Source organism: Actinosynnema sp. NPDC091369, assembly GCF_044757065.1.
Taxonomy (GTDB): domain Bacteria; phylum Actinomycetota; class Actinomycetes; order Mycobacteriales; family Pseudonocardiaceae; genus Actinosynnema.
Map to the genome: position 1 here is coordinate 418,790 of NZ_JBIVUG010000003.1, position 26,205 is coordinate 444,994.

At 72.6% G+C, this 26,205-nt stretch carries 28 protein-coding genes and 2 pseudogenes; 24 read left to right on the top strand and 6 right to left on the bottom strand.

Annotation, left to right across the window (positions count from 1 at the left end; all coding sequences use genetic code 11):
* Positions 1–24: 24 nt before the first annotated feature.
* Positions 25–1,494, top strand: a complete 1,470-nt coding sequence (pdxR, locus tag ACIQMJ_RS14460; protein WP_499761441.1) for a MocR-like pyridoxine biosynthesis transcription factor PdxR — start codon at positions 25–27, stop codon at positions 1,492–1,494.
* 61 nt (positions 1,495–1,555) lie between these two features.
* On the top strand, positions 1,556–2,623 hold the full coding sequence (locus tag ACIQMJ_RS14465; RefSeq protein WP_499761442.1) for a D-alanine--D-alanine ligase family protein: 1,068 nt from the start codon (positions 1,556–1,558) through the stop codon (positions 2,621–2,623).
* A gap of 1 nt (position 2,624) precedes the next feature.
* Here the strand turns inward: ACIQMJ_RS14465 and ACIQMJ_RS14470 are convergent, their stop codons facing one another.
* Both ACIQMJ_RS14470 and ACIQMJ_RS14475 read right to left on the bottom strand, forming a co-directional pair.
* On the bottom strand, positions 2,625–3,188 hold the full coding sequence (locus ACIQMJ_RS14470; protein WP_499761443.1) for a DUF3515 domain-containing protein: 564 nt from the start codon (positions 3,186–3,188) through the stop codon (positions 2,625–2,627).
* A gap of 20 nt (positions 3,189–3,208) precedes the next feature.
* The gene (locus tag ACIQMJ_RS14475) at positions 3,209–3,442 is read right to left on the bottom strand and encodes an Lrp/AsnC family transcriptional regulator (protein ID WP_499761444.1); all 234 of its coding nucleotides are present in this window, start codon (positions 3,440–3,442) and stop codon (positions 3,209–3,211) included.
* A 97-nt stretch (positions 3,443–3,539) separates the two neighbouring features.
* Here ACIQMJ_RS14475 and ACIQMJ_RS14480 point away from each other — a divergent pair, with 97 nt between their 5' ends.
* The 4 genes from ACIQMJ_RS14480 to ACIQMJ_RS14495 are packed head-to-tail and all read left to right on the top strand — an operon-like array spanning position 3,540 to position 6,218.
* Positions 3,540–4,505, top strand: a complete 966-nt coding sequence (locus ACIQMJ_RS14480; RefSeq protein WP_141981089.1) for a thiamine-phosphate kinase — start codon at positions 3,540–3,542, stop codon at positions 4,503–4,505.
* 14 nt (positions 4,506–4,519) lie between these two features.
* Positions 4,520–4,990 carry a GNAT family N-acetyltransferase gene (locus ACIQMJ_RS14485; RefSeq protein WP_499761445.1) on the top strand — a complete coding sequence of 157 codons (471 nt, stop codon included), beginning with the start codon at positions 4,520–4,522 and terminating at the stop codon, positions 4,988–4,990.
* Between the two features lie 17 nt (positions 4,991–5,007).
* Positions 5,008–5,529, top strand: a complete 522-nt coding sequence (locus ACIQMJ_RS14490; RefSeq protein WP_499761446.1) for a gamma carbonic anhydrase family protein — start codon at positions 5,008–5,010, stop codon at positions 5,527–5,529.
* A gap of 14 nt (positions 5,530–5,543) precedes the next feature.
* On the top strand, positions 5,544–6,218 hold the full coding sequence (locus ACIQMJ_RS14495; protein ID WP_499761447.1) for a uracil-DNA glycosylase: 675 nt from the start codon (positions 5,544–5,546) through the stop codon (positions 6,216–6,218).
* Between the two features lie 209 nt (positions 6,219–6,427).
* Here the strand turns inward: ACIQMJ_RS14495 and rpmB are convergent, their stop codons facing one another.
* Positions 6,428–6,619, bottom strand: a complete 192-nt coding sequence (gene rpmB / locus ACIQMJ_RS14500) for a 50S ribosomal protein L28 (RefSeq protein WP_073891577.1) — start codon at positions 6,617–6,619, stop codon at positions 6,428–6,430.
* A 146-nt stretch (positions 6,620–6,765) separates the two neighbouring features.
* Between rpmB and ACIQMJ_RS14505 the strand changes: the two genes are divergently transcribed.
* From ACIQMJ_RS14505 to ACIQMJ_RS14520, 4 genes and pseudogenes are all read left to right on the top strand, one after another.
* Complete coding sequence (locus ACIQMJ_RS14505) at positions 6,766–8,358, top strand: DAK2 domain-containing protein (protein WP_499761448.1); 1,593 nt, start codon at positions 6,766–6,768, stop codon at positions 8,356–8,358.
* A 14-nt stretch (positions 8,359–8,372) separates the two neighbouring features.
* A pseudogene (locus ACIQMJ_RS14510) lies at positions 8,373–8,879 on the top strand (OB-fold nucleic acid binding domain-containing protein); the annotation flags it as partial.
* A 1,014-nt stretch (positions 8,880–9,893) separates the two neighbouring features.
* Positions 9,894–11,585 (top strand): annotated as a pseudogene (locus ACIQMJ_RS14515) (ATP-dependent DNA helicase RecG); the annotation flags it as partial.
* A 47-nt stretch (positions 11,586–11,632) separates the two neighbouring features.
* On the top strand, positions 11,633–12,442 hold the full coding sequence (locus ACIQMJ_RS14520) for an SCO4651 family lipoprotein (protein WP_499761449.1): 810 nt from the start codon (positions 11,633–11,635) through the stop codon (positions 12,440–12,442).
* A gap of 23 nt (positions 12,443–12,465) precedes the next feature.
* Here ACIQMJ_RS14520 and ACIQMJ_RS14525 read toward each other — a convergent pair whose 3' ends face one another.
* Positions 12,466–13,704, bottom strand: coding sequence for a hypothetical protein (locus ACIQMJ_RS14525; RefSeq protein WP_499761450.1), 1,239 nt, complete (start codon positions 13,702–13,704; stop codon positions 12,466–12,468).
* Between the two features lie 469 nt (positions 13,705–14,173).
* Here ACIQMJ_RS14525 and ACIQMJ_RS14530 point away from each other — a divergent pair, with 469 nt between their 5' ends.
* From ACIQMJ_RS14530 to coaD, 6 genes are all read left to right on the top strand, one after another.
* Positions 14,174–17,551 carry a pyruvate carboxylase gene (locus ACIQMJ_RS14530; protein ID WP_499761451.1) on the top strand — a complete coding sequence of 1,126 codons (3,378 nt, stop codon included), beginning with the start codon at positions 14,174–14,176 and terminating at the stop codon, positions 17,549–17,551.
* 70 nt (positions 17,552–17,621) lie between these two features.
* Positions 17,622–18,032, top strand: a complete 411-nt coding sequence (locus tag ACIQMJ_RS14535; RefSeq protein WP_499761452.1) for a hypothetical protein — start codon at positions 17,622–17,624, stop codon at positions 18,030–18,032.
* Between the two features lie 35 nt (positions 18,033–18,067).
* Positions 18,068–18,439, top strand: coding sequence for a hypothetical protein (locus tag ACIQMJ_RS14540; RefSeq protein WP_499761453.1), 372 nt, complete (start codon positions 18,068–18,070; stop codon positions 18,437–18,439).
* A 62-nt stretch (positions 18,440–18,501) separates the two neighbouring features.
* The gene (locus ACIQMJ_RS14545) at positions 18,502–19,593 is read left to right on the top strand and encodes an MBL fold metallo-hydrolase (RefSeq protein WP_499761454.1); all 1,092 of its coding nucleotides are present in this window, start codon (positions 18,502–18,504) and stop codon (positions 19,591–19,593) included.
* Positions 19,594–19,597: 4 nt separating this feature from the next.
* On the top strand, positions 19,598–20,164 hold the full coding sequence (gene rsmD, locus ACIQMJ_RS14550; protein WP_499761455.1) for a 16S rRNA (guanine(966)-N(2))-methyltransferase RsmD: 567 nt from the start codon (positions 19,598–19,600) through the stop codon (positions 20,162–20,164).
* 54 nt (positions 20,165–20,218) lie between these two features.
* Positions 20,219–20,701, top strand: a complete 483-nt coding sequence (gene coaD / locus ACIQMJ_RS14555) for a pantetheine-phosphate adenylyltransferase (protein WP_499761456.1) — start codon at positions 20,219–20,221, stop codon at positions 20,699–20,701.
* Positions 20,702–20,705: 4 nt separating this feature from the next.
* Here the strand turns inward: coaD and ACIQMJ_RS14560 are convergent, their stop codons facing one another.
* Complete coding sequence (locus tag ACIQMJ_RS14560; protein ID WP_499761840.1) at positions 20,706–20,933, bottom strand: hypothetical protein; 228 nt, start codon at positions 20,931–20,933, stop codon at positions 20,706–20,708.
* Here ACIQMJ_RS14560 and ACIQMJ_RS14565 point away from each other — a divergent pair.
* From ACIQMJ_RS14565 to mutM, 7 genes are all read left to right on the top strand, one after another.
* Positions 20,896–21,330, top strand: coding sequence for a ribonuclease domain-containing protein (locus ACIQMJ_RS14565; protein ID WP_499761827.1), 435 nt, complete (start codon positions 20,896–20,898; stop codon positions 21,328–21,330). The genes ACIQMJ_RS14560 and ACIQMJ_RS14565 overlap by 38 nt on opposite strands.
* Complete coding sequence (locus ACIQMJ_RS14570; protein ID WP_387487921.1) at positions 21,261–21,977, top strand: SPFH domain-containing protein; 717 nt, start codon at positions 21,261–21,263, stop codon at positions 21,975–21,977. Before ACIQMJ_RS14565 ends, ACIQMJ_RS14570 begins: the two co-directional genes overlap by 70 nt.
* A gap of 105 nt (positions 21,978–22,082) precedes the next feature.
* Positions 22,083–22,670: a YceD family protein gene (locus tag ACIQMJ_RS14575; protein ID WP_499761457.1), complete on the top strand. Its 588-nt coding sequence runs from the start codon at positions 22,083–22,085 to the stop codon at positions 22,668–22,670.
* A 2-nt stretch (positions 22,671–22,672) separates the two neighbouring features.
* On the top strand, positions 22,673–22,855 hold the full coding sequence (gene rpmF, locus ACIQMJ_RS14580) for a 50S ribosomal protein L32 (RefSeq protein ID WP_073896635.1): 183 nt from the start codon (positions 22,673–22,675) through the stop codon (positions 22,853–22,855).
* 30 nt (positions 22,856–22,885) lie between these two features.
* On the top strand, positions 22,886–23,710 hold the full coding sequence (rnc, locus tag ACIQMJ_RS14585) for a ribonuclease III (protein ID WP_141981102.1): 825 nt from the start codon (positions 22,886–22,888) through the stop codon (positions 23,708–23,710).
* A 7-nt stretch (positions 23,711–23,717) separates the two neighbouring features.
* Positions 23,718–23,951 (top strand): hypothetical protein, encoded by a 234-nt coding sequence (locus ACIQMJ_RS14590; protein WP_499761458.1) that lies wholly within the window; start codon positions 23,718–23,720, stop codon positions 23,949–23,951.
* A 10-nt stretch (positions 23,952–23,961) separates the two neighbouring features.
* Positions 23,962–24,819, top strand: a complete 858-nt coding sequence (gene mutM, locus ACIQMJ_RS14595; protein WP_499761459.1) for a bifunctional DNA-formamidopyrimidine glycosylase/DNA-(apurinic or apyrimidinic site) lyase — start codon at positions 23,962–23,964, stop codon at positions 24,817–24,819.
* Positions 24,820–24,822: 3 nt separating this feature from the next.
* Here the strand turns inward: mutM and ACIQMJ_RS14600 are convergent, their stop codons facing one another.
* Positions 24,823–25,257, bottom strand: a complete 435-nt coding sequence (locus ACIQMJ_RS14600; RefSeq protein ID WP_499761460.1) for a MarR family winged helix-turn-helix transcriptional regulator — start codon at positions 25,255–25,257, stop codon at positions 24,823–24,825.
* Between the two features lie 254 nt (positions 25,258–25,511).
* On the opposite strand from ACIQMJ_RS14600, the gene ACIQMJ_RS14605 reads away from it, so the two are divergent.
* Positions 25,512–26,189 carry a response regulator gene (locus ACIQMJ_RS14605; RefSeq protein WP_499761461.1) on the top strand — a complete coding sequence of 226 codons (678 nt, stop codon included), beginning with the start codon at positions 25,512–25,514 and terminating at the stop codon, positions 26,187–26,189.
* Positions 26,190–26,205 lie beyond the last annotated feature (16 nt).

The window sequence follows — 26,205 nt, forward strand, 5'->3', positions numbered from 1 at the left end:
CTCGGCGATTTGAGGAGGCCACTTGTGGCGGAGACGGCATTGGCGGTCGTGCTGGACCGCGAGTCGGCCGAACCGCTGGCCGTGCAGCTCGCGGACGCCCTGCGCGCGGCGGCGGCCGACGGCCGGCTGCGCAGCGGCGACCGGCTGCCCTCGACCCGGGCGCTGGCCGAACGGCTCGGCGTGAGCCGGACCGTGACAGCGGCAGCATACGAGCAGCTGCACGCCGAGGGCTGGATCGCGGGACGGCACGGTTCCGGCACGTACGTGACGACGACCCCGCCGGGTGCGTTGAAGGCGCGGACGCGGCGGGCGGCGGCTCCCGTGACGCAGGCGGACGTGGTGGACCTCGCACCCGGCTCGCCGTGGGCCGAGGGGTTGGACCGGGCGGCGTGGCGGCGGGCGTGGCGCGCGGCGGCGGACGTGCAGCCGATGTTCCGGCCGGCCCGGGGCGGGTTGCCGGAGTACCGGGCGGTGGTGGCCGAGCACCTGTTGCGGCACCGGGGGTTGGCCGTGCGGGGCGGGTTGCGGGAGGAGCTGGTGCTGGCGACCGGCGGGACGACGGCGGCGTTGGTGGAGCTGGGCGCGGCCGTGCTGCGGCCCGGTGACGCGGTGGCGGTGGAGGAGCCGGGGTACCAGCGGGCGGTGTGGGCGTTGCGGTCGGCCGGGGTGAAGGTCGTGCAGGCGCCCGTGGACGCCGAGGGGCTGCTGGTGGATGCCGTGCCGCCGGGCGTGCGCGGGGTGTACTGCTCGCCGGCGCACCAGTACCCGATGGGCGGGCGGATGTCGGCGGCGCGGCGGGTGGCGCTGGTGGAACGGGCCCGCGCGGAGGGCTGGCTGGTCGTCGAGGACGACTACGACGGCGAGCTGCGCTACGACGTCGCGCCGCTGCCGTTGCTGGCGGCGCTGGCACCGGACGTGGTGGTGCACCTGGGCACGACGAGCAAGATCCTCACGCCGACGCTCGGCGCGGGGTGGATGGTCGCGCCCGAGCCGATCGCGGCGGAGGTGCTGGCGCACCGCGACCGCACCGGCACCAGCCCGTCCGCGGCGGGGCAGCGGGTGCTGGTCGAGCTGGCGCGCAACGGGGACCTCGGCCGGCACCTGCGCAAGCTGCGGCGCGAGCTGTCGGAGCGCCGCGCGCTGCTGTCGGCGGCGTTCGGCGAGGCGGGAATCCCGGTGCTGGGTGACGACGCGGGCGCGCACGTCGTCGTGCCGCTGCCGTCGGCGCAGGCGGAGCGGGACGTGCTGGCGGACGCGCTGGGCCTCGGGCTGCGGCTGGACGGCCTGGCCCGCCACCACGCCGGCCGGCCGAAGGTGCACGGCGCCGCGATCGGCTACAGCGCCTGCTCCCGCGACCAGCTGACCGCCGCCGTCCCGACCCTGATCCGCATCATCTCCGCCCGTTCCGAACGCTCGACTCACCCGTCCCGAACGCAGGACTCTCGCGAGAGTCGAACGCTCAGGTCCCGAGAGTCGAACGCTCAGGACCCCTGAGTTCTGCGCTCGGGTGTGCGGTGGAGGTGGCCGGTTACGCCATCCGGGTAGGGTCCGAGCCATGACACAGCGCAAGACCAAGGTCGCCGTGGTGTTCGGCGGGCGCAGCAGCGAGCACATGGTCTCCTGCCTGTCCGCCGGCAGTGTCCTGCCCCACCTGGACCGGGACCGGTTCGACGTCGTGCCGGTGGGCATCACGGAAACGGGCGCGTGGGTGATCGGCGCCGACGACACCAAGGCGCTCGAAGTGCGGGACCGGCAGCTGCCCACCGTCAACGCGCTGGTCCCCGTGTCCGGCAACGAACTGGTGCCGGTGGCGCCCACCGAGGTGCTGGCCGACGTGGAGGTCGTGTTCCCCGTGCTGCACGGCGCGTGGGGCGAGGACGGCACCATCCAGGGCCTGCTGGAGCTGGCCGACATCCCGTACGTGGGACCGGGTGTGCTGGCCAGCGCGGTCGCCATGGACAAGGAGTTCACCAAGCGCCTGCTCAAGGGCGCGGGGCTGCCGGTCGGCGAGTTCGCCGTGCTGCGGCGCGACCAGGAGACGCTGACCGAGGCCGACCGGGAACGCCTGGGGCTGCCCGTCTTCGTCAAGCCCGCCCGCGCCGGCTCGTCCGTGGGCATCTCGAAGGTCGTGGACTGGGCCCACCTGGACAGCGCGATCGCGCTGGCCCGCAAGACCGACCCGAAGGTCATCATCGAGGCCGCCGTCTCCGGCCGCGAGGTCGAGTGCGGCGTGCTGGAGTTCCCCGACGGCCGGGTGGAGGCGTCGCTGCCCGCCGAGCTGCGCATCGTCGGCGGCGAGGTCGACTGGTACGACTTCGACGCCAAGTACCTCGACGACGTCTGCGAGTTCGACATCCCCGCCAAGCTGGACGAGCACGTCACCCGCGACCTGCGCGAGATGGCCGTCGCCGCGTTCCGCGCGCTGGACTGCCAGGGCCTGGCCCGGGTGGACTTCTTCGTCACCGACTACGACGAGCTCGTGGTCAACGAGGTCAACACCATGCCCGGCTTCACGCCGATCTCGATGTACCCGCGGATGTGGGCCGAGACGGGCGTGGGCTACCCGGCGCTGCTGACCACGCTCATCGAGACCGCGCTCGCCCGCGGCACGGGCCTGCGCTGACCTAACCCGTGGTGTCCACGGGGCCCTGGGCGAGGGTGTCTCGCACCGCGGTCGAGACGTCCTGCAGGGGCCCCGTGCCCGCATCCGACGGCACGGTCAGCGCCACGTACACCGGCCGGTCCACCACGTACCAGGTGGCCGAGCCGCCCTCGGACACCTCCAGCCACTGCACGTCCGAGATCACCCGCAGCCGGGAGGTCGGGGTGAGGTCACGCGGCCGGTCCAGCCCGCACCTCAGCACGACGGGCTCGCGCAGCCCGTCGCTCCACGCCACCGCGCCGGCGGGGGCGGGCGCGGCGAGCTCGCGGCGCGGCAACGGGACGCCGTCGGACACCAGCTGCGCGGACAGCCCGCCCAGCAGCGCCCGGCACCCGTCCGACCCGGCCTGCGGCGCGGGCACCGGCACGAGCGCCACGGGCCCGGTGTCGGCGGCCGGCGGGTCGTCGCCGCCGCGGGAGAGCAGACCCACGGCCACGACGCCCGCCACGAGCAGCGCGGTGAGCCCGACGGCCACGATCAGCAGCGGTCGGGGCAGCGGCGGGGCGGGTGACGGTTGTGGTGCCACCCCGCTATGACAGCACGGACCTACAGGTGGACCACCGGGCAGGTCAGCGTTCGGGTGATGCCCTCGACGTTCTGGATGCGGGCGACCACGAGCTGGCCGAGCTGGTCGACGGTGTCGGCCTCGGCGCGCACGATGACGTCGTACGGGCCGGTGACGTCCTCCGCGGTGGCCACACCGGGGACGCCGGAGATCTCCGCCGCAACGGCGGCTGCCTTCCCGACCTCGGTCTGGATGAGGATGTATGCGTGCACCACGGCGTGCCCCTTCGTCGCGACAGGTTAGGTCGGGGTAGGAACGTGCACAGCAACGTACCCCAGTTGGGGTTCCGAATGCTCAGAACGGGAGGCAATCTTGCGTCCGGAGCCGCCGCGCAACGCGGACACGGTCGCTGAGGTGGGTGAGTTCGGTCTCATCCGCCGGGTGACGGCAGGTCGGACGCAGCCGCCCACCACCCTGCTCGGGCCGGGTGACGACGCGGCTGTCGTCGCGGCGCCCGACGGTCGCGTGGTGGTGTCCACCGACGTGCTGGTCGAGGGTGTCCACTTCAGACTCGACTGGTCGTCTCCCGAGCAGGTGGGGCGCAAGGCGGCGGCCGTGAACCTGGCCGACGTGGTGGCCATGGGCGCGATGCCGACGGCCCTGCTGATCGGCCTCGCGTGCCCGTCCGACACCCCCTCCGCCGTGGTCGAGGGGATCACCGCCGGGCTGTGGCAGGAGGCGACCGTCGCGGGGGCCGGCGTGGTGGGCGGCGACATGGTGTCGTCCGCGACACTGGTGATCTCCGTTACGGCGATGGGCGACATGGGCGGACTGGAGCCCATCACCCGTTCAGGCGCTCAAGTGGGTGATGTCGTCGCGGTGTGCGGGCGGCTCGGCTGGGCGGCGGGTGGGCTGGCCGTGTTGCAGCGCGGTTTCCGGTCGCCGGTCGCGGTCGTCGGGGCGCAGCGGAACCCCGAACCCCCTTACGCCGCCGGGCCGCAGGCCGCCGCGGCAGGCGCCACGGCGATGATCGACGTGTCCGACGGCCTGCTGGCCGACCTGGGCCACATCGCGGACGAGTCCGGCATCGGCATCGACATCCGCACCGAGCTGCTGGAGGTGCACCCGCGGCTGATCGACGTGGCCGCGGCGCTCGGCGCGGACGCCCGGCACTGGGCGCTGACCGGTGGCGAGGACCACGCGCTCGCGGCGACGTTCCCGGAGCCGGGGGCCGTGCCGGAGGGGTGGCGGACGATCGGCACGGTGCGGCACGGCAGCGGTGTGACCGTCGACGGGCGCGCGTACGAGAAACCCCCTGGCTGGGAGCACTGGCGGTAGGTAGCCTGACGAGTGTGGAACTATGCACGCTCGCGTATGATCATCCAGATTCGGTGAAGTTGATCGCCGAACTCCAGCAGGTCTACCTGGACCGCTACGGCGAGGTCGACGTCACACCGGTCGACCCGGCGGAGTTCGCCGCGCCGCTGGGGCACTTCGTGGTCGGCTACCTCGACGGCGAACCCGTCGCGTGCGGCGGGTGGCGCGCGCACGACGTGGCCGAGCACCCCCTGCGCCCCGGTGACGCCGAGATCAAGCGCATGTACGTGGTGGAGGCCGTGCGCGGCGGCGGTCTCGCGCGGGCCGTGCTCGCGTCGCTGGAGACGGCGGCGCGCGCGGCCGGGCGCAAGCGGATGGTGCTGGAGACCGGGTTGCGCCAACCCGAGGCCATCCGGCTCTACCAGTCCAACGGGTACGCGCGCATCGACAACTTCGGCGTCTACCGGCATCATCCGGAAAGCCTTTGCTTCGCGAAGGATCTCTGAGGCCGGGAGGGACCGCGATGGCGATCTACGCGTTGGGTGACTTCGAGCCGGTGATCCACCCGGACGCCTACGTGCACCCCGACGCGACGGTGATCGGCGACGTGCGGATCGGAGCGCACGCCTCGGTGTGGCCGCAGGCCGTGCTGCGCGGCGACTACGGGCGCATCGAGGTCGGCGAGCGGACGTCGATCCAGGACGGCACGGTCGTGCACTGCACCGAGGTGCACCCGGCGCTGATCGGCGCGGAGTGCGTCATCGGGCACAACGTGCACATCGAGGGCGCGACCATCGCCGACCGGTGCCTGATCGCCTCGGGATCGGTGGTGCTCAACGGGTCCGTGGTGGAGACCGGCGCGATCGTCGGCGCGGGCGCGGTGGTGTCGTTCGAGGGGCACGTGCCGGCGCGGTCGATGGCGCTCGGCGTGCCCGCCCGCGTGCGCGAGGGCTACGTCGTGCCGGACGGCGCGTGGCAGTTCGCCGTGGACAAGTACGTGAACAACATCTTGCTCTACCGCAAGGAACTGCGGCGGCTGGACTGAGATAGGGTCCCGCCGTGGCACGTCCGCTTGAGGAGATCATGGAAGCCGGCTGGGCCGCGGCACTCGCGCCCGTGGCCGATCGCATCGCCGCGATGGGCGAGTTCCTGCGGGCGGAGGTCGCCGCCGGGCGCACCTACCTGCCGGCCGGGGAGAACGTGCTGCGGGCGTTCCAGCAGCCGTTCCACTCGGTGCGGGTGCTGATCGTCGGCCAGGACCCCTACCCGACGCCGGGGCACGCGGTCGGCCTGAGCTTCTCCGTCTCGCCGGAGACGCGGCCGATCCCCAAGAGCCTGGTCAACATCTACACCGAGTACGTGTCCGACCTGGGGCACCCGAAGCCGTCCACCGGTGACCTGACCCCGTGGACCGAGCGGGGCGTGCTGCTGCTCAACCGCGCGCTGACGGTCCAGCCGGGCAAGTCGAACTCCCACCGCAACAAGGGCTGGGAGCCGGTGACCGAGCAGGCGATCAAGGCGCTGGCCGAGCGCGACGCGCCGCTGGTCGCGATCCTGTGGGGCAGCCAGGCCCGCGCCCTCAAGCCGCTGCTGGGCGCCGACCGCTGCGTGGAGTCGGTCCACCCGAGCCCGCTGTCCGCCGCGGGCGGCTTCTTCGGCTCGCGACCGTTCAGCAAGGCCAACGAGCTGCTGGTGAAGCAGGGCGCCGAGCCGATCGACTGGAAGCTGTCGTAACCGACCCCGCTCACCGCCCGTGACGCGCGGCGGCGGAGCACCGCCCTGCCGGCAGGTGCTCCGTCGCACCACGGGATGACAGGGCTGCGCCTCCTCGCGAGTCCCCGGCGAACGCCGGAGGCCCTTCCCCGCGACCGAGGCGGCTCCGGACGCCGAAAGGCCCCCGGGAACGAGTCCCGGGGGCCTTCGACAAGCTCGAGCGCGGGATGTCAGCCGCGCACCACCTTGCCCGCCTTCAGGCACGAGGTGCACACGTTCAGCCGCTGCCGCGTCGAAGAAGAAACCTTCGCGCGCACGGTCTGAATGTTCGGGTTCCACCGGCGGTTGGTGCGCCGGTGGGAGTGCGAGACCGACTTGCCGAAGCCCGGCCCCTTGCCACAGACGTCGCACACGGCAGCCACGTCAGCCACTCCTTAAGGTTTCTTCAGCGGTACTCACGCCCCGGCGGGCGCGCAAGCGTGCACAAGCCTCAGCCGGGCATGGCAACCTGGACAGGGTAGCCGGTGGCGCGTTCGGCCACCAAACCGGGTCGAATACCCTCGCCGGCATGCAGGCTCTCGACGCGGTCGCGGTGCGCCAGTGGGCGGACGCCTGCGTTCGGTCCCTGGACGCGAACCGGGAGGACATCGACCGCATCAACGTGTTCCCCGTGCCCGACGGCGACACCGGGACCAACCTGCTCCAGACGATGCGCTCGGCGCTGGACGCGCTGCTCAGGACACCCGCGGACACGGTCGGGGCGGCGTTGGGCGCGCTAGCGCGCGGCGCGCTGGCGGGGGCGCGCGGCAACTCCGGGGTGATCCTGTCGCAGGTGCTGCGCGGCCTGGCCGAGGCGGCGCACGGCGCCTCCACGGCGACCGGGGCGTCGTTGCGGCGTGCGTTGTGGCGCGCCGACGAGCTGGCCACCGCCGCGGTGTCGGAGCCGGTCCAGGGCACGGTGCTGTCCGTGCTGCACGCGGCGGCCGAAGCGGCTCGCGACTGCCCCTCGGACGAGCTGGACGAGGTCGTGACGGTCGCGGCGAAGGCGGGGGCCGAGGCGTTGGCCGACACCCCGCGCCACCTGGCCGTGCTGGCCCGGGCCGGTGTGGTCGACGCGGGCGGGCGCGGGCTGGTCGTGCTGCTGGACACGCTGGCGGCGGTGATCACCGGGCGCGCGGTCGAGGAGGTCGCGGCGGTCGGCACCGTGCCGCGCGACGCCCTCACCACCGCCCGCGAGGCCGGGTCGTCGGAGTTCGAGTACGAGGTCATGTACCTGCTGGACGGCTCACCCGACGTCGACGCGCTCAAGGACGAGCTGGTGGCCGTCGGCGACTGCGTGTCCGTGGTCGGCGACGGCGCGGGGCTGTGGACCGTGCACGTGCACTGCAACGACATCGGCGCGGCGGTCGAGGCGGGCATCCGGGCGGGCCGGCCGCACCGCATCACGGTCGCCCGGTTCGCCGACCAGATCGCCGCCCAGGCGCCCCGGTTCGTGCGCGACCGGGCCATCGTCGTGCTGGTCGAGGGCGAGGGCGTGGCCGAGCTGTTCCGGTCCGAGGGCGCGGTGGTGTTCGAACCGGGTGACGAGGTGACGGCGGCCGACCTGCTCGCGGTGGTGGTGAGCACGCGGGCGCGGCAGGTGACCGTGCTGCCGGGCGACCCGACCTGGCGCGAACCGCTGGACGAGGCCGTCGCCCAAGCCGTCGCCGCGGGTCAGGACGTCGTGGTCGTGCCGACGTTCTCCCCGGTGCAGGCGCTGGCCGCGTTGGCCGTGCACTCGCCGTCCCGGCGCGCGGGTGACGACGTGGTGGCCATGGCGGAGGCCGCGGCGGCGACCCGGCGCGGCGAGGTGGCCGTGTCGGACCGGGAGGCGATCACCTGGGTCGGCCGGTGCCGTCCCGGCGACCTGCTCGGCATGGTCGACGGCGAGGTGGTCGTGATCGAGCCCGGCGACGCCGACGTGGGCGCGGTGGCGTGCCGGCTGGTCGACCGGATGCTCGCCAGCGGCGGCGAGCTCGTCACCGTGCTGCTGGGCCGGGCCGCCCCGGACGGGGTCGAGCGGGTGCTGGAAGATCACCTGCGCGTCGCGCACCCCGAGGTGGAGCTGGCCGCCTACCCGGGCGGGCAGCGCGACGCGCTGCTGGTTGTCGGTGTCGAGTAGTTGAATAGGCCGGGATGACGACCTTCGACGAGAAGCTGGTGTCGGTGCTCGGCAAGAAGAGCGCCGACGCGCTGGAGGCCGGTCTCGGCCTGACCACCGTCGGCGAGCTGCTGCGCCACTACCCGCGCCGCTACGACGAGCGCGGCAAGCTGACCGAGATCGCCGGGCTGGAACTGGGCGAGCACGTCACCGTGCAGGCGAGGGTGAAGAGCGCGCGGCAGCGGCGGATGAAGTCGCGCAGCGGCGAGCTGCTGGAGGCCGTGATCACCGACGGCACCAGCGACCTGCACCTGGTGTTCTTCGGGCGCGGCTCGCGCAAGGTCGAGCGCGAGCTGCTGCCCGGCCGCGAGGCGATGTTCGCGGGCAAGGTCGGCATGTTCAACGGCAAGCTCCAGCTCGCCCACCCCGACTACCAGGTGCTCGACGGCGAGGGCGTGGCGGCGGCCGACTTCGCGGGCGCGCTCATCCCGGTGTACCCGGCGGCGCAGGGCATCCAGTCGTGGAACGTGTCCAACTGCGTCGAGCAGGTGCTCGCGGTGTGGGACGGCGTGACCGAGGACCCGCTGCCGGAGTCGCTGCGCGCCGAACGCGGCCTGGTCGGCCTGGAGAAGGCGCTGCGCGACATCCACCGGCCCGACGGCTGGGCCGCGATCACGGTCGCGCAGCAGCGGTTGAAGTGGGACGAGGCCATGGCCGTCCAGCTGACGCTGGCCCAACGCCGCCGCTCCGCCACCGCCCGCCCCGCGCCCGCCTGCCCACCCCGGGACGGCCTGGTGCGCGACGCGTTCGACGCGCGCCTGCCGTTCGAGCTGACGGCGGGCCAGCGCGAGGTCGGCGAGCAGATCGCCCGCGACCTGTCCGGCGAGCACCCGATGAACCGGCTGCTCCAGGGGGAGGTCGGCTCGGGCAAGGCGCAACCGCTCGACGCGAAGGTGCTGACGCCGACGGGGTTCCGGCCGATGGGCGACATCCGGCCGGGTGACGAGGTCATCGCCGCCGACGGCGAGGTGACGGTGGTCACCGGCGTGTTCCCGCAGGGCGAGCGCGAGGTCTACCGGGTCGTCCTCTCCGACGGCACCAGCGCCGAGTGCGACCTGGAGCACCTGTGGGCGGTCACCGCGGCGGATCGGCGGGACCGCGGCAACCCGCCGGAGGTGCTGACCCTGCGGGAGATCCGGGACGACCTGGTGACCGCCGACGGCGCGGCCAAGTGGCACCTCCCGACCGCCGCGGCCGCGGAGCTCGACTGCCACGAGGACCGGCCGGTGGACCCGTACCCGGTGGGCCTGCTGCTCGGCGACGGCAGCCTGCTCGACGGGCGGATCACGTTCACGAGCCCGGACCAGGAGCTCGTCGACGGCCTCGCCGAAGCCCTGCCCGCCGGCTGCGAGGTGCGGAAGTCGCCGGCGGGCGGCCAGGACGACTGGCACGTCGTGGGCTCCGAGCCGGGGCGCAACCCGGTGCTCGACGCCCTGCGCGGGCTCGGCGTGCGCGGTCTGGGCTCGCACGCGGAGTTCGTGCCCGAGCCGTACCTCGTCGCGCCGGTGAAGGACCGGCACGCCCTCTTGCAGGGCCTGCTGGACACCGCCGGGACCGTGGACCGCGCGCGGGGGTCGGACGTGACCTTCGCGTCGGCTTCGGCGAGGCTCGCCGAGCAGGTGGGGTGGCTGGCGGAGTCCCTGGGCGGCACCGGTCGGGTCCGGCCGGTGACCGAGGCGGGGAACACCCGCTACCTGGTGAGCCTCCGGCTGCCGGACGACTTCCCGCCGTTCCGGCTCCCGCGCAAGGCCCGCCTGGTGGGGGAGCACGCGGAACCGGTCCGCGCGATCCGCCGGGTCGAGCACGTGGGGCGCAAGCCGGTGCGGTGCATCTCGATCGCCCACCCCGATCAGCTCTACGTGACCGACCACTTCATCGTCACGCACAACACGATGGTCGCGTTGCGGGCGATGTTGCAGGTCGTGGACGCGGGGCGGCAGGCGGCGATGCTCGCGCCGACCGAGGTGCTGGCGGCGCAGCACGCGCGGTCGTTGCGGGAGTTGCTGGGTGATCTCGGGCAGGCCGGGGAGCTGGGTGGGGCGGAGCACGCCACGCGGGTGACGTTGCTGACCGGGTCGATGGGCGCGGCGGCGCGGAAGCGGGCGCTGCTGGAGATCGTGTCCGGTGAGGCCGGGATCGTGGTCGGCACGCACGCGTTGATCCAGGACAAGGTGGAGTTCGCCGACCTGGGGCTGGTCGTGGTGGACGAGCAGCACCGGTTCGGGGTGGAGCAGCGGGCCGCGTTGAGCGGGCGCGCGGGCGGGTCGACGCCGCACGTGCTGGTGATGACGGCCACGCCGATCCCGCGCACGGTGGCGATGACGGTGTACGGCGACCTGGAGGTGTCCGCGCTGCGCGAGCTGCCGCAGGGCCGTTCGCCGATCAGCACGTCGGTGGTGCCGGTGGCGTCCAAGCCGGGGTGGCTCGACCGGGCCTGGCAGCGGATCCACGAGGAGGTCGGCAAGGGGCATCAGGTGTACGTGGTGTGCCCGCGCATCGGCGACGACGCGGCGGAGGACGACGGGGACGCTCCGCCCAAGGAGGACTCGGGCAAGGGCGACGGTTCGGACCGCAGGCCGCCGCTGGCGGTGGTGGACGTGGCGAACCGGCTGGCCGAGGGGCCGTTGCGGGGGCTGCGGATCGACATCCTGCACGGCCGGATGGCGCCGGACGACAAGGACGCCGTGATGCGGGCGTTCGCGGCCAACGAGGTGCAGGTGCTGGTCGCCACGACGGTGGTCGAAGTCGGCGTGAACGTGCCCAACGCCACCGTCATGGTGATCATGGACGCGGACCGGTTCGGCGTGAGCCAGCTGCACCAGCTGCGCGGGCGGGTCGGCCGGGGCAGCGCGCCGGGGCTGTGCCTGCTGGTGACCGAGATGCCCGACGGCACGTCGACGATGGAGCGGCTGCGGGCGGTCGAGTCCACGCTGGACGGCTTCGAGCTGGCGCAGCTCGACCTGGAGCTGCGGCGCGAGGGCGACATCCTGGGCGCGGCGCAGTCGGGCACGCGGTCGGGGCTGAAGATGCTGTCGCTGCTGCGCGACGAGGACGTGATCGCCGAGGCGCGGGTGGTGGCGCAGGAGGTCGTGGCGGCGGACCCGGAGCTGACGAGGCACCCCGGGCTGGCCGGGCTGGTGGCCGGGTTGCTGGACGACGAGCGCGCGGAGTACCTGGAGAAGGCTTAGCGGGAACGGTCGGGAGGGGGCCGGGCGCGATCCGGTTACCCTGGCTTGTGCGCCGATTCCTGCTCGCCCTGGTTCCGCTGGTGCTCGTGGCCTGCTCCGGTGCGCCGGCCGGTGACCCGGCTCCCACCACGTCCTCGCTGCCGAAGGGCGACCTGGCGGTGCTCGCCGAGCGCATCGAGCAGCGGCGGGCGGAGCTGGGGACGGCGGCGTTCCACACCGAGGGGCTCGCCTCCGACGGGCAGGCGACCGAGGTCCGCACCGTCGTGGACGGCGTGGTGCGCCAGGACGGCGACGGTGTGACCGGGTCGATGACGATGGACGTGTCGACCGGCGGGCAGCCGAAGAAGATCGCGCTGGTGCTCGTCCGCGACGGCACGTACGTGCAGGTCGAGGGCGCGCCGATGCCCGCGGGCAAGAAGTGGGGCTTCTACCCGGCGGACGGCGGCGGCGAGGTGGCCGCGCTGCTGCGGGGCTTCGGGCCGAGCGCGACGGTCGGCGCGGAGCTGGACTACGTGCAGCCGCGGGCGGCGCTGATCCTGGGCAAGTCGGCCGAGCAGCTCGACGGGGTGCCGGTGACGCGGTTCGACCTGGTGGTGGACCCGGTGAAGATGGCCAAGGTCATCGAGGACAAGGACATCCAGCTCCAGCACACCCAGCTGGCCGAGTACGGGGTGACGATCTCGGCGGCGGTGTGGGTGGACGACACGAGCGCGCCCGTGCAGGCCGAGTACCGGTTCGAGCTGGACGGCAAGGTCGTCAAGCGGTCCACGACCCGGTTCCGCGGGTGGGGCGAGCCGGTCGAGATCACCGTGCCCGCGCAGGCCGAGGTGGTGGCGGCCGACCAGCTGCCCCAGTAGGCGGCGCTACCCGGACTGCCCGGCTACTTGGACTGCCTGCCCTTCGGGACCGGGAGCTGGGCGGTCGGCTGCTCGGACGGGTCGACGTCCTTGGCCTTGGCCGGGGCGGGCTTGGTGGCAGGTTTGGCCGTCGACTTCGCGGGCGCGGGCTTGGCGGTCGCCGGTGTCGTGGGGGCGTCGGCAGCGGCCTCGGCGGTGGGGGAGGGCTCGGTCTCGGCTGCCTCGTCATCGGCTGCCTTGTCGGCGGCTTCGTCGTCCAGCGGCGTGAGGGACGCCACCGCGCGGGACACCGCTTCCTGAGCGGCGGCGAACTGCTCGCTCAGCGCGCGGTGGACGCGGTGCAGCTCGGCCAGCTTCTCGTCGGCCGCCGTGGTGCGGCGGTCGGCGTGCGCGTCCGCTTCGCTGACGGTCTTCTCGGCGTGCGCGTCGGCGTCGGCGATGGTCTTCTCGGCCCGCGCGGTGGCCTCGCTGATCGCCTGCTCGGCCTTGGCCAGCGCCTCGGACTCCAGCTCGACGACCTGCTTCTCGGTGTCCGCGCGCAGCTCCGCCGCCTCGGCGCGGGCGGCTTCGAGGAGCTTCGCGGCCTCGGCCTTGGCCTCGACCACGTGCACCTCGTGCTCCTTGCGGAGCGTGGTGCGCAGCTCGTCGTACTCCTTGTCGAGGTCGTCGTGGTAGCCCTTGTACTTCTGCTCCAGCTCGACCCGCTTCGCCTCCAGCTCCGCGGTCTTCGCCTCCAGCTCCGCGGTCTTCGCCTCGAAGTCCGCGGTGAGCTTGTCGCGGTCGGCGCGGGTCTCGGCCATCAGCGCCTCGTGCTCGGCGGTCAGCTTGGCCCGCAGCTCCTCGTGCGAGCGCTCCAGCTCGGCGCGCCGCTCGTCGTACTGCCGCTCCAGCTCCGTGGTCCGCTGCTGGTGGGCCGCCTCCAGCTGCCGGCGCCGCTCCTCCAGCTCGCCCATCGCCCGCTGGTGCGCCGCCTTGCCCTCGGCCGCCGCCCGCTCGGCCTCGGCGCGGGTCGCGTTCGCCTGGTCCAGCGCCGCCTTGCGGATGTCGGCGATCTCCTCCTCGGCCAGCGTCATCATCACGCGCACGCGCTCGGTGACGTTGGACGCGCTGGCCGGGCTGGTGGCCAGCTTGCCGAGCTGGGACTTGACCTTGTCGAGCTCGGCACGGGTGGAGCTGAGCATCTTGCTCAGCTCCGCGACCTGGGCCGACGCGGCCTCCCGGGCCCGGTTCGAGTTCTTCAGGTCGAACTCGAGTCGCGTCACCCGTTCGTTCACCTGGCGCTGGTTGTACCCGCGCAGTACGACGTCGAAATGGGTGCGGGCAGCAGGCTGCCCAGTCCCTTCAGCCCCGGCCATGGGCCCAACCCTACCGAGAAGTCGCGCGCGGTAGTCACCCGATGCAGCGAACGCACCGTAACGAGTCGGTGATCCACCGTGTGGGGTGAGCGGTGGACGGCGGGTCGTGCGCTAGGGACCGCGCCGGTCCGCGGTCAATCCGCCGCCCGCGTGCCGAACCGGTCGGGGGCTGCGCTCGACGGGTTCACAAGGGAGAATCCCGGGGCGTGATCCCAGGTCGCGCCCGCCTTGACCGGATGAGTGAACGATCACGATGACGTCCGTCACGTGAGATGGAACTCCCGAGGGGCGGGAAGCGCACGGTAGCGTGCCTTGATTCATCGAGTCCCGCCCCAGCTGGGGCGGGACTCGCCGAGTAACCGGGAGGGAACGCCGCATGTTCCGCAAGGTTCTTGTCGCCAACCGCGGCGAGATCGCGATCCGGGCCTTTCGCGCTGCCTACGAACTGGGCGCCGGCACGGTTGCCGTCTTCCCCCATGAGGACCGCAACTCCCTGCACCGCCTGAAGGCCGACGAGTCGTACGAGATCGGTGAGCCGGGCCACCCCGTCCGGGCCTACCTGTCCGTCGAGGAGATCATCAAAGCGGCCCGCAAGGCGGGCGCCGACGCGGTCTACCCCGGCTACGGCTTCCTGTCGGAGAACCCCGAGCTGGCCAGGGCGTGCGCGGAGGCGGGCATCACGTTCGTCGGTCCGCCGTCGGACGTGCTCGAGCTGACCGGCAACAAGGCCCGCGCCATCGCCGCGGCCCGGGAGGCCGGCCTCCCGGTGCTCAAGTCGAGCGAGCCGTCCAGCGACATCGAGGCCCTCGTGCGCGCGGCCGAGGACATCGCGTTCCCGGTGTTCGTGAAGGCCGTGGCCGGCGGTGGTGGGCGCGGCATGCGGCGCGTCGAGGAACCGGGCGCGCTGCGGGAGGCCCTGGAGGCCGCGTCCCGCGAGGCCGAGTCGGCCTTCGGCGACCCGACCGTGTTCCTGGAGCAGGCCGTGGTCGAGCCCCGGCACATCGAGGTGCAGATCCTCGCCGACGGCGAGGGCAACGTGATGCACCTGTTCGAGCGCGACTGCTCGGTGCAGCGGCGCCACCAGAAGGTCATCGAGATCGCGCCCGCGCCGAACCTCGCGCCGGAGCTGCGCGACCGGATCTGCGCCGACGCGGTGCGGTTCGCCCGGCACATCGGCTACCGCAACGCCGGCACCGTCGAGTTCCTGCTCGACCCGAACGGCAACTACGTCTTCATCGAGATGAACCCCCGCATCCAGGTCGAGCACACGGTCACCGAAGAGGTCACCGACGTGGACCTGGTGCAGTCGCAGATGCGCATCGCCAGCGGCGAGACCCTGGACGACCTCGGCCTGAGCCAGGAGACCGTGCAGCTGCGCGGCGCGGCCCTCCAGTGCCGCATCACCACCGAGGACCCCGCCAACGGCTTCCGCCCCGACACCGGCATGATCAGCGCCTACCGCTCGCCGGGCGGCTCGGGCATCCGGCTGGACGGCGGCACGACCGGCGCGGGCACGGTCATCGGCGCGCACTTCGACTCGATGCTGGTCAAGCTGAGCTGCCGCGGCCGGACGTTCGGCGCGGCGGTGGCCCGGGCGCGGCGCGCGGTGGCGGAGTTCCGCATCCGGGGCGTGTCCACGAACATCCCGTTCATCCAGGCGGTGCTGGACGACCCGGACTTCTACGAGGGCCGCGTCACGACGTCGTTCATCGAGAAGCGCCCCCACCTGCTGACCGCGCGGCACTCCGCCGACCGCGGCACGCGCATGCTCACCTACCTGGCCGACGTGACGGTGAACAAGCCGAACGGCCCGCGCCCGTCCGTCGTGGACCCCAAGGTGAAGCTGCCGGTGGTCGACCTGAACGCCGAACCGCCGGCCGGGTCGAAGCAGAAGCTGGTGGAGCTGGGCCCCGAGGGCTTCGCCCGGTGGCTGCGCGAGAGCAGGGCGCTGGCCGTCACGGACACCACGTTCCGCGACGCCCACCAGTCGTTGCTGGCGACGCGGGTGCGGACGAAGGACCTGCTGGCGGTCGCGCCGCACGTGGCGCGGATGGCGCCGCAGCTGCTGTCGCTGGAGGCGTGGGGCGGCGCGACGTACGACGTGGCGCTGCGGTTCCTGGCCGAGGACCCGTGGGAACGGCTCGCCGCGCTGCGTGAAGCGGTGCCGAACATCACCCTGCAGATGCTGCTGCGCGGCCGGAACACGGTGGGCTACACCCCGTACCCCGAGGCCGTGACCAGCGCGTTCGTCGAGGAGGCGACGAAGACCGGCATCGACATCTTCCGGATCTTCGACGCGTTGAACGACGTCGAGCAGATGCGCCCGGCGATCGAGGCGGTGCGGGAGACCGGCACGGCGGTCGCCGAGGTGTGCCTGTGCTACACGTCCGACCTGTCGAACCCGGACGAGCGGCTCTACACGCTGGACTACTACCTGAAGCTGGCCGAGCAGATCGTCGGCGCGGGCGCGCACGTGCTGGCCATCAAGGACATGGCCGGCCTGCTGCGCCCGCCGGCCGCGGCGCGGCTGGTGACGGCGCTGCGCAAGGAGTTCGACCTGCCGGTGCACCTGCACACGCACGACACGGCGGGCGGGCAGCTGGCGACGTACCTGGCGGCCATCCAGTCCGGTGTGGACGCGGTGGACGGCGCGGTGGCGTCCATGGCGGGCACGACGTCGCAGCCGCCGCTGTCGGCGATCGTGGCGGCGACCGACTACACGGAGCATGCCACGGGGCTCGACCTGCGGGCGGTGTGCGACCTGGAGCCGTACTGGGAGTCCGTGCGCAAGGTGTACGCGCCGTTCGAGTCCGGCATCCCGGGGCCGACGGGGCGGGTGTACTCGCACGAGATCCCCGGCGGGCAGCTGTCGAACCTGCGCACGCAGGCCGTCGCGCTCGGGCTCGGGCAGAAGTTCGAGGAGATCGAGGCCATGTACGCGGCGGCCGACCGGATGCTCGGTCGGCTGGTGAAGGTGACGCCGTCGTCCAAGGTCGTGGGCGACCTCGCGCTGCACCTGGTCGGCGCGGGCGTGAAGCCGGAGGAGTTCGAGGCGGACCCGGGCCGGTTCGACATCCCGGCGTCGGTGATCGGGTTCCTGCACGGCGAGCTGGGCGACCCGCCCGGCGGGTGGCCGGAGCCGTTCCGGAGCAAGGCGTTGCAGGGCCGGTCCGCGCCCAAGGGCGTGGCGGAGCTGTCCGAGGACGACGTGAAGGGGTTGGAGACCGACCGGCGCAACACGTTGAACCGGTTGCTGTTCCCCGCGCCGACGAAGGAGTACCTGGCGCACCGGGAGGCGTACGGCGACACCAGCGTGCTGGGCAGCAAGGACTTCTTCTACGGGCTCAAGCCGGGCGAGGAGTACCAGGTCGACCTGGAGCCCGGTGTGCGGCTGCTGATCGGGCTGGAGGCCATCGGCGAGGCGGACGAGCGCGGCATCCGCACGGTGATGGCGACGTTGAACGGGCAGCTGCGGCCGATCCAGGTGCGCGACCGGTCGATCGCGGCCGAGGTGCCGGTGGCGGAGAAGGCGGACCGGGGCAACCCCGGTCACGTCGCGGCGCCGTTCGCCGGGGTCGTCACGCCCAGCGTGGCGGAGGACGACGTGGTCGAGGTCGGGCAGACGATCGCGACCATCGAGGCGATGAAGATGGAGGCGGCGATCACCGCGCCGAAGGCCGGGCGGGTGAAGCGGCTGGCCGTGCGCGGGGTGCAGCAGGTCGAGGGTGGGGATCTGCTGATCGTGCTGGAGTGATCGTCAGCGCCTCGCCGGGCCGGGCACCCTCGCGGTGCCCGGCCCGGCGGGCGAACGGGGGGTGCGAGGCGTGGGGAAGCGGGACTGGGCGGCTGTCGGTCACCTAGGGGTGGCCGGGTTGCCGTGGGTGGCGCTCGCGGGCGGGTCGTTCCTGCCGCACTGGGGCTACCGCGTGGCGTTGATCGTCGTCCTGTGGCTCTTCGCCTCGGCGCTGGAGCTGCGGGTGACCGGGGTGTCGGGGCAGGCCGCCCGGGTTTCCCCGCTCCGGTGGTTGCGGCACGACCGGGTCGGGCGCGGTCGGGCGGTCCTGCTCGTGGTGGTGGCGGTCGGTGCGGTCGGGTGGGCGGTGCTCGCTTGGCCGGAGTGGGGTTTTCCGGCCGGGGCGCTGGGGCTCGCGGTCGTGCTGGTCGCCTTGGACTACTGCTTGTCCCGGTACGCGGTGCGCAGAGCTCGGCGGGCGGCGGTCGGCGCGGCTCGGTGAGCCGGTCGCGGGTCCCGGTGGAGGAGGGGTTCGGGGTGAGGGTTGCGGTGATCGTCGGTGTGGGGGCGGTGGTGGCGTTCGGGCTGTCGTTGGTGTTGCCCGTGTGGTTGTACGTGGGGGCGTTGTTCGCGGCGGAGGTGGTCGGGGGGATCGCCGGTGACCGGTTGCCGACGCGGGCGGTCGAGCCGGTGGTTCGGCGGAGGTCCGTCCGGTGGTGGTTCGTGCACGACGCGGTGGGGCGCAGTCGGTTGGCGGTGCTGGCGGGCGGTGGGGCGCTGGCGTTGTCGGTGATGTTGTTCGAAGGGGCGCGGTGGTACGCGGCGTCGGGGTTGTGGGTGCTGGTCGGGTTGATGGTCGGGGTTGAGTACGTGTGGTTCCGGCGGGACGCGAGGGCTGAGGGGGTCTGAGTGGTCGTGGCCACATCCGGCGCTGGGGGGAACCGGGTCGTTCGGGGTGGCGTTGGGGTGGCATGAAGAAGGTTGCCGCTGCGTTGTTCGCCCTCACGGCCGGTGCTGTCGCCTGGGCGGCCCGGGATGTGCCGTTGGCGTTCGGCGGGAAGCCGGACGGCGAGCGGGTGCGCAGGTCGCCGCAGTACCGCGGGGGGAAGTTCCACAACGCGGCGCCGACGCGGACCATGCCCGACGGGGCGGCGGGGACCGTGCGGGAGATGTTCTTCGGCGGGCAGCAGCGGCGGCCCGCGGGTGAGGTGCCGTTGGTGCCGCCGGTGGCCGGGGCGTCCTCGGACGGGTTGCACATCACCTGGTACGGGCACGCGTCGACGCTGGTCGAGATCGACGGGGCGCGGGTGTTGATCGACCCCGTGTGGAGCGACCGGTGCTCACCGTCCCCTGTGGTCGGTCCGCGGCGGTTGCACCCGGTGCCGCACGCGCTGCACGAGGTCGGGCCGGTGGACGCGGTGGTGATCTCGCACGACCACTACGACCACCTGGACCTGCCGACGGTGCGGGCGCTGACGCGGGACACCGACGCGGTGTTCGTGGTCCCGCTGGGGATCGGGGCGCACCTGCGGAAGTGGTGGGTGCCCGAAGAGCGGATCGTGGAGCTGGACTGGGACGAGTCGCACGAGGTGGCCGGGGTCACGCTGGTGGCGACGGCGGCGCAGCACTTCTCCGGGCGGGGGTTCCAGCGGGACACGACGCTGTGGGCGTCGTGGGTGCTGAAGGGGCCGGAGCACCGGGTCTACTACAGCGGTGACACCGGTTACTTCGACGGGTACAAGCGGATCGGGGAGGAGCACGGGCCGTTCGACGCCTCCCTGATCCAGATCGGGGCGTACGGGCCGGGGTGGCCGGACATCCACATGACTCCCGAGGAGGGCGTCGCGGCGCACCGGGACGTGCGGGGCGGCCTGCTGATCCCCGTGCACTGGGCGACCTTCAACCTGGCGTTCCACGACTGGTCCGAGCCGGTGGACCGGGTGTGGCGCGAGGCGGAGGCGCACGAGGTGCCGTTGGCGGTGCCGCGGCCCGGTCAGCGGGTCGACGTGGCGAGCCCGCCGGCGGTCGACGGGTGGTGGCAGGCGCTCTCGGTGGGACGATGACCGGGTGACCAGGATTGTCGCGGGTGTCGCCGGTGGCCGCCGATTGCGGGTGCCGCCGCGCGGCACCCGCCCTACTTCCGACCGGGTGCGCGAGGCGTTGTTCAGCTCGCTGGAGACCCTGATCGACCTCGACGGCGCGGTGGTGCTCGACCTCTACGCGGGGTCGGGGGCGCTGGGGTTCGAGGCGATGTCGCGCGGCGCGGTCCGGGCCACGTTCGTGGAGTCGGACAAGCGGGCTGCCGAAGTCTTGAAGAGCAACGCCAAGGTGGTCGCGCTGCCCGGCGTGACGGTGCTCAACCGCACCGCGGAGTCCGTGGTGGGTGCTGCGGCGGAGGTGGCCTGCGACGTGGTGTTCGCCGATCCGCCGTACGCGGTGGGCGACGAGCAGCTCAACCGGGTGCTCGCGTCGCTGGTCACGAACGGTTGGACGAAACCGGGGTCGCTGGTCGTGGTGGAACGCGACGCGCGCAGTGCTGAACCGATCTGGCCAAGTGCCGTGGAATCCTTGCGCAGCAAGCGATACGGCGACACGACGCTGCACTGGGCCGAACAGGTTGACGCCTACGGGTGATGCCGACCACGCACCTGAGTGGATGCGTCCGATCGGGTGCTACCGTCCGAAACCATGACGCGTGCCGTGTGCCCCGGCTCCTACGACCCGGCCACCAACGGACACCTGGACATCATCGGCAGAGCGGCGAAGCTCTTCGACGAGGTCGTCGTCGCCGTGCTCATCAACAAGAACAAGAAGACCTTGTTCTCGGTCGAGGAGCGCACGGAGATGCTGCGCGAGGTCACCGCGCAGTGGCCGAACGTCCGCGTCGACGCCTGGCACGGCCTCCTGGTCGACTACTGCCTGGAGAACGACATCAAGGCCATCGTCAAGGGCCTGCGCGCGGTCAGCGACTACGACTACGAGCTGCAGATGGCGCAGATGAACCACCAGCTCACCGGGGTCGAGACGCTGTTCATGCCGACCAACCCGATCTACAGCTTCCTGGCCAGCTCCCTGGTCAAGGACGTGGCCACCTACGGCGGCGACGTGAGCAGCCTGCTGCCGCCGTCGATCAAGGACCGGCTCGCCGCGCGGCTCGCCGAGGGTCGCTGACCGGTCACGCCCGGTCAACTTTCCGACGGTCTCCTCGTCGCCCGGTGTGGTCAGCGTTCACCGGCATGAGCGAGATCACATCGCGCACCGCGAAGGTGCTGCTCTCCCTGCTGCTGGTCCTGGCGGGCACGGTCGCGACGTCCGCGCCGGCCGCGGCGCGGGCGGCCTGCGGCGACACCTCCGGCTTCCGCCGGGTGGCCCTGTCCAGCCTGCCGAGCCAGGCGACGGACACCGTGCGGCTCGTCCAGCGGGGCGGTCCGTACCCGTACCCGCAGGACAACCAGACCTTCCACAGCCGCGAGGGCGTCCTCCCGGCCTGCTCGACCGGCTACTACAAGGAGCACACGGTCAAGACCCCGGGCGCCTCCACGCGCGGCGCGCGGCGGATCGTGACCGGCGACGCCACCCGAAGCCGTACTTCTCCACGGCCGACCACTACGCGAGCTTCGTCCTGGTGGACATCACCCGTTAGCCGGACACGCCCTGCCGATCTCCCGGCGGCGACGAGATCGGCAGGGCACACTAGGACGGGTACTGCTGTGGGCGCGAGGAGTGTGACGTGTACCGGGTGTTCGAGGCCCTCGACGAGCTGGTCACGATCGTCGAGGAAGCGCGTGGCGTGCCGATGACCTCCGGGTGCGTCGTGCCGCGCGGCGACGTGCTCGAACTCCTCGACGACGTGCGCGACGCCATCCCCGCCGAGCTGGACGACGCCCAGGACGTGCTCGACCACCGCGACGAGCTGGTAGGCAAGGCGCAGCACGACGCGGACCAGGCGGTGAGCAAGGCCCGGTCCGACGCCGAGCGGATGGTCGCCGAGGCGCAGCACGAGGCCGAGCGGATGCTGTCGGAGGCGCGGGCGCGGGCCGAGCGGATGGTCGCCGAGGCCGAGGACCAGGCGCAGCGGACCGTCGCCGCGGGCCGCCAGGAGTACGAGGACCTGGTGGGCCGGGCGCACGCCGAGGCCGACCGGATGGTCCAGGCCGGGCGGGCGAACTACGAGCGCGCCATCGAGGAGGGCCGGGCGGAGCAGGCGCGCCTGGTCGACGGCACCGAGGTGGTGCAGGCCGCGCACGCCGAGGCGGCGCGCGTGCTGGAGGCGGCGCAGACGGAGGCCATCCGGCTGCGCAGCGAGTGCGACGCGTACGTGGACGGCAAGCTGGCCGACTTCGAGGACCTGCTCGCGCACACGCTGCGCAGCGTCGGCAAGGGCCGCTCGCACCTGCGCGGGCCGGCCGTCGCCAGCGCCGCCGCGCCGTTCGACTACCACGAATAACCCGACCGGACGAGGCCCCGACCAGCCGATTTCACTCCGGGGCCCGTTGTCCCGTACCCTTGACCGGCTGGTCGTGGTAAGTCCCCGACGGCAACACCAAACATCATGTCTGAGCATCGTCACGCCGCCGCGCGTCCCACAGCGACCGGGCCCTGGGTCATCGACACCAGGGACCTCGGGCGTCGTGCGGGCTCCAGCCGCGGTGTGCGCCGGACGGTGCCCGCGGAGGGCGTCGGCCTTCTCGGCGTGATCGCGGTGCCGGCGGGGGGCAACGTCGAACTCGACCTCCTGCTGGAGTCGGTGGTCGAAGGCGTGCTCGTGACGGGCACGGCCGCGACGGTGGTCGAAGGGGAGTGCTCGCGCTGCCTGGAACCGCTGTCCGCGGAGGTCGAGGTGGAGCTGACCGAGCTGTACGCGTACCCGGACAGCACCACCGACGAGACCACCGAAGAGGACGAGGTCAGCCGTCTGCACGACGACCTGATCGACCTCGAACCCGTGGTGCGCGACGCCATCGTGCTCGCGCTGCCACAGGTGCCGCTGTGCTCGCCGGACTGCCTCGGGCTGTGCGTCGACTGCGGGGGCAAGCTGGCTGATCTCGGCCCCGACCACGGGCATGAGACGATTGACCCCCGGTGGGCTGCTCTCCAGGAGCGGTTCGACGGGAATCGTGACAATCCAGAGGAGAACTAGTCGTGGCCGTCCCGAAGCGGAAGATGTCGCGCTCGAACACGCGCTCGCGCCGCGCTCAGTGGAAGACCGCTGCCGTGCACCTGGTGGCCTGCCAGAACAAGGCTTGCCGCCAGCCGAAGCCGCAGCACGTCGCCTGCCCGGCCTGTGGCCAGTACGACGGCCGCCAGGTCGTCCAGCCGGCCTGATCACCCCTCTGGCGAAGGTAGCGGCGAATCGTGGGGGGTAGGTCGTCGCGCGGTCGGTCCGCCGACCGCGCCCCGTTGCTCGAAGCGCTCGGCGTCCCTCTGGACGCCGAGCTGCTGACGCTCGCGCTGACGCACCGGTCGTACGCGTACGAGAACGGCGGCCTGCCGCCGAACGAGCGACTGGAATTCCTCGGTGACGCGGTGCTCGGGCTGGTCGTCACCGACCACCTGTACCGCACGCACCCCGAGCTGCCCGAGGGGCAGCTCGCCAAGCTGCGCGCGAGCGTGGTCAACATGCACGCCCTCGCGGGCGTGGCCCGGGGGCTCGGCGACGACGGCCTGGGCGGGCACCTCCTGCTCGGTCGCGGCGAGGAGCTGACCGGGGGCAGGGACAAGGCGAGCATCCTCGCCGACGGCCTCGAAGCCGTCATCGGCGCGGTCTACCTGCAGTTCGGCATAGACACCGCGCGTCAACTCGTTCACCACCTGTTCGACCCGCTGTTGGCCGAAGCGCCGCTGCGAGGTGCTGGACTGGACTGGAAGACGAGTCTCCAGGAGCTGACCGCGTCCGCGGGGCTGGGCGTCCCCGAGTACCGGGTGGACGACCAGGGCCCGGACCACCGCAAGGAGTTCACCGCCACGGTGCTCGTCGGTGGTCAGGCCCACGGCACCGGCGACGGGCGCACGAAGAAGGAAGCCGAGCAGAAGGCGGCCGAGGCCGCCTACCGCGTGTTGCACGAACGGGTTCGCGCCGAGCAGGAGACCGGCGCGTCCGGGAACGGCCACGCACCCGGCTCGGCCGCGCAGGCATCACCCCAGGCTTCACCTCAGGCTGCACCTACCCAGGAAGACTGACGCCGAAATGTATGCCACGAACGTCCGGACCCGGCGCGCGCGCCACGCGCGTCCGTCCCGCCCGCTGAACGCGAGCCGCAACGGCGGCATCCAGGGCCTCGTGCTCGTGCGCGACACCGCCCAGGCGGGCGGTTGGATGCTCAAGCCGACCAAGCCGCAGGCCGCCGCGTACGAGATGCTCGAAGAGCTGGAGCAGGCCGAGGCCGCCGCGGCTGCCGCCGAGCGCGACACCGAGGACTGACCTCCCGCCCGTGCCCGAGCTGCCCGAGGTCGAGGTCGTACGCCGAGGTCTGCACGAGCACGTCGCGGGCAGGACCGTCGACGCGGTCGAAGTCCTGCACCCCCGAGCGATCCGCCGCCACCTGCCCGGTGCGGCGGATTTCGCCGTGCGCCTGACCGGTCAGCGCCTGGAGGCCGCGCGCCGTCGCGGCAAGTACCTGTGGGTCGACCTGTCGGGCGGTGACGCCATGCTCGCGCACCTCGGCATGTCCGGCCAGATGCTGGTCCAGCCCGTCGGCGCGCCGGATGAGAAGCACCTGAGGGTGCGGGTCCGGTTCGCCGACGACGGCCCGGAGCTGCGCTTCGTGGACCAGCGCACGTTCGGCGGGTTGGCGCTGGCGGAGATCGTCGAGGTCGACGGCGCCCGGCTGCCGGGGCCGGTGGCGCACATCGCGCGCGACCCGATGGACCCGGCGTTCGACCCGGACGCGGCGGTCGCGGCCCTGCGCAGGCGGCGCACGGAGATCAAGCGCGCGTTGCTCGACCAGACGCTGGTCTCCGGGGTGGGCAACATCTACGCCGACGAGGCGCTGTGGCGGGCCAGGCTGCACGGGCTGCGGCCCGCGGACAAGCTGACCAGGGCCAAGGCCGCCGAGCTGCTCGCGCACGCCACGCAGGTGATGCAGGAGGCGCTGGGCGAGGGCGGCACGTCGTTCGACGCGCTGTACGTGAACGTGAACGGCCAGTCGGGTTACTTCGACCGGTCCCTGGCCGTCTACGGGCGGGAGGACGAGCCGTGCCGGCGGTGCGGGACGGCGGTCAGGCGCGAGCCGTTCATGAACCGCTCGTCCTACTCGTGCCCCCGCTGCCAACCCCGGCCGCGGGGCTGACGCTCACCGCGGCGGGTCGGCGAGCCTGCGCAACAGCGGCGTGACCGTTCTCAGCGCGTCGCGTTCCTCCGGGTCGAGCCGGGAAATCCGCTCGGACAACAACTCCGCCTCGCCGTGCGCGAGGGACAGGATGGTGTCCCGCCCGAGACCGGTCAGCTCCACGATCGTGGCGCGGCCGTCGGCCGGATCGGATTCGCGGCGCACCAGGCCCGAGGATTCCAGACCCGTCACCACCGTGGTCGCCGTGGGCTGCGAGCACAGCGCCCGCACCGCGATCTCGCCGATCCGCATCGGCCCTTGCGACGCGAGTTCCGCGAGCACCAGCAACTGCGTGGGCTGCAGTCGCCGGACCGATGCGGACTGGCGCAGGCTGCGGATCAGCCGGTGCACGGCGACCACGAGTTGTAACGCGTCCTGATTAGTCACACTGGTGGTCATCAGACCTCCTCGTGGCTCACCGTGAGTGAGCATGTGTCCGAATTCGGACAGGACATTCGCACTTTCGCAGTACGGCTGTCCAGAGAACGGTTGCATTCGCACCCGGATGTACTCACGCTTTCCGCACCGATGCGGAGAGGGAAGCGTCAAAACGGCATAAAGGGTGACCAGGCCCGCATCAAGGCTTCGTCAGGGACTTCGCCGAACGTAGTCGGGCGGGACCGCGCCGCGAGGTCCGGGCGTAGTGTCTCAGCGTGACAAAGGTGCTGGTGGTCGATGACGAGCCGCAGATCGTGCGGGCGTTGCGGATCAACCTGTCGGCCCGCGGCTACTCGGTCCTGACCGCCCACGACGGCACGGAAGCGCTCAAGGCGGCGGCCGAGGGCAAGCCGGACGTGGTGGTGCTCGACCTGGGGCTGCCGGACGTGGACGGCACCGAGGTGATCGCGGGTCTGCGCGGCTGGACGACCGTGCCGATCATCGTGCTGTCCGCGCGGGTCGACTCGGCCGACAAGGTGCAGGCGCTGGACGCGGGCGCCGACGACTACGTGACCAAGCCGTTCGGGATGGACGAGCTGCTGGCCCGGTTGCGGGCGGCGGTGCGGCGCTCGGCGCTGGCCGAGGGCGAGGACGCGCTCGTGGAGACGGCGTCGTTCACGGTGGACCTCGCGGCGCGGAAGGTGCGCCGGGACGGCGTCGAGGTGCACCTGACGCCGACGGAGTGGGGCCTGCTGGAGATCCTGGCCCGCAACCGGGGCCGGCTGGTGGCCCAGAAGCAGCTCCTGCACGAGGTGTGGGGCCCGGCCTACGCCAAGGAGACCCACTACCTGCGCGTCTACCTGGCCCAGCTGCGCCGCAAGCTGGAACCGGAGCCCTCGCGCCCCCGGCACCTGGTGACCGAGCCCGGCATGGGCTACCGGTTCGAGCCCTAGCCGGGCCCGAACCGGC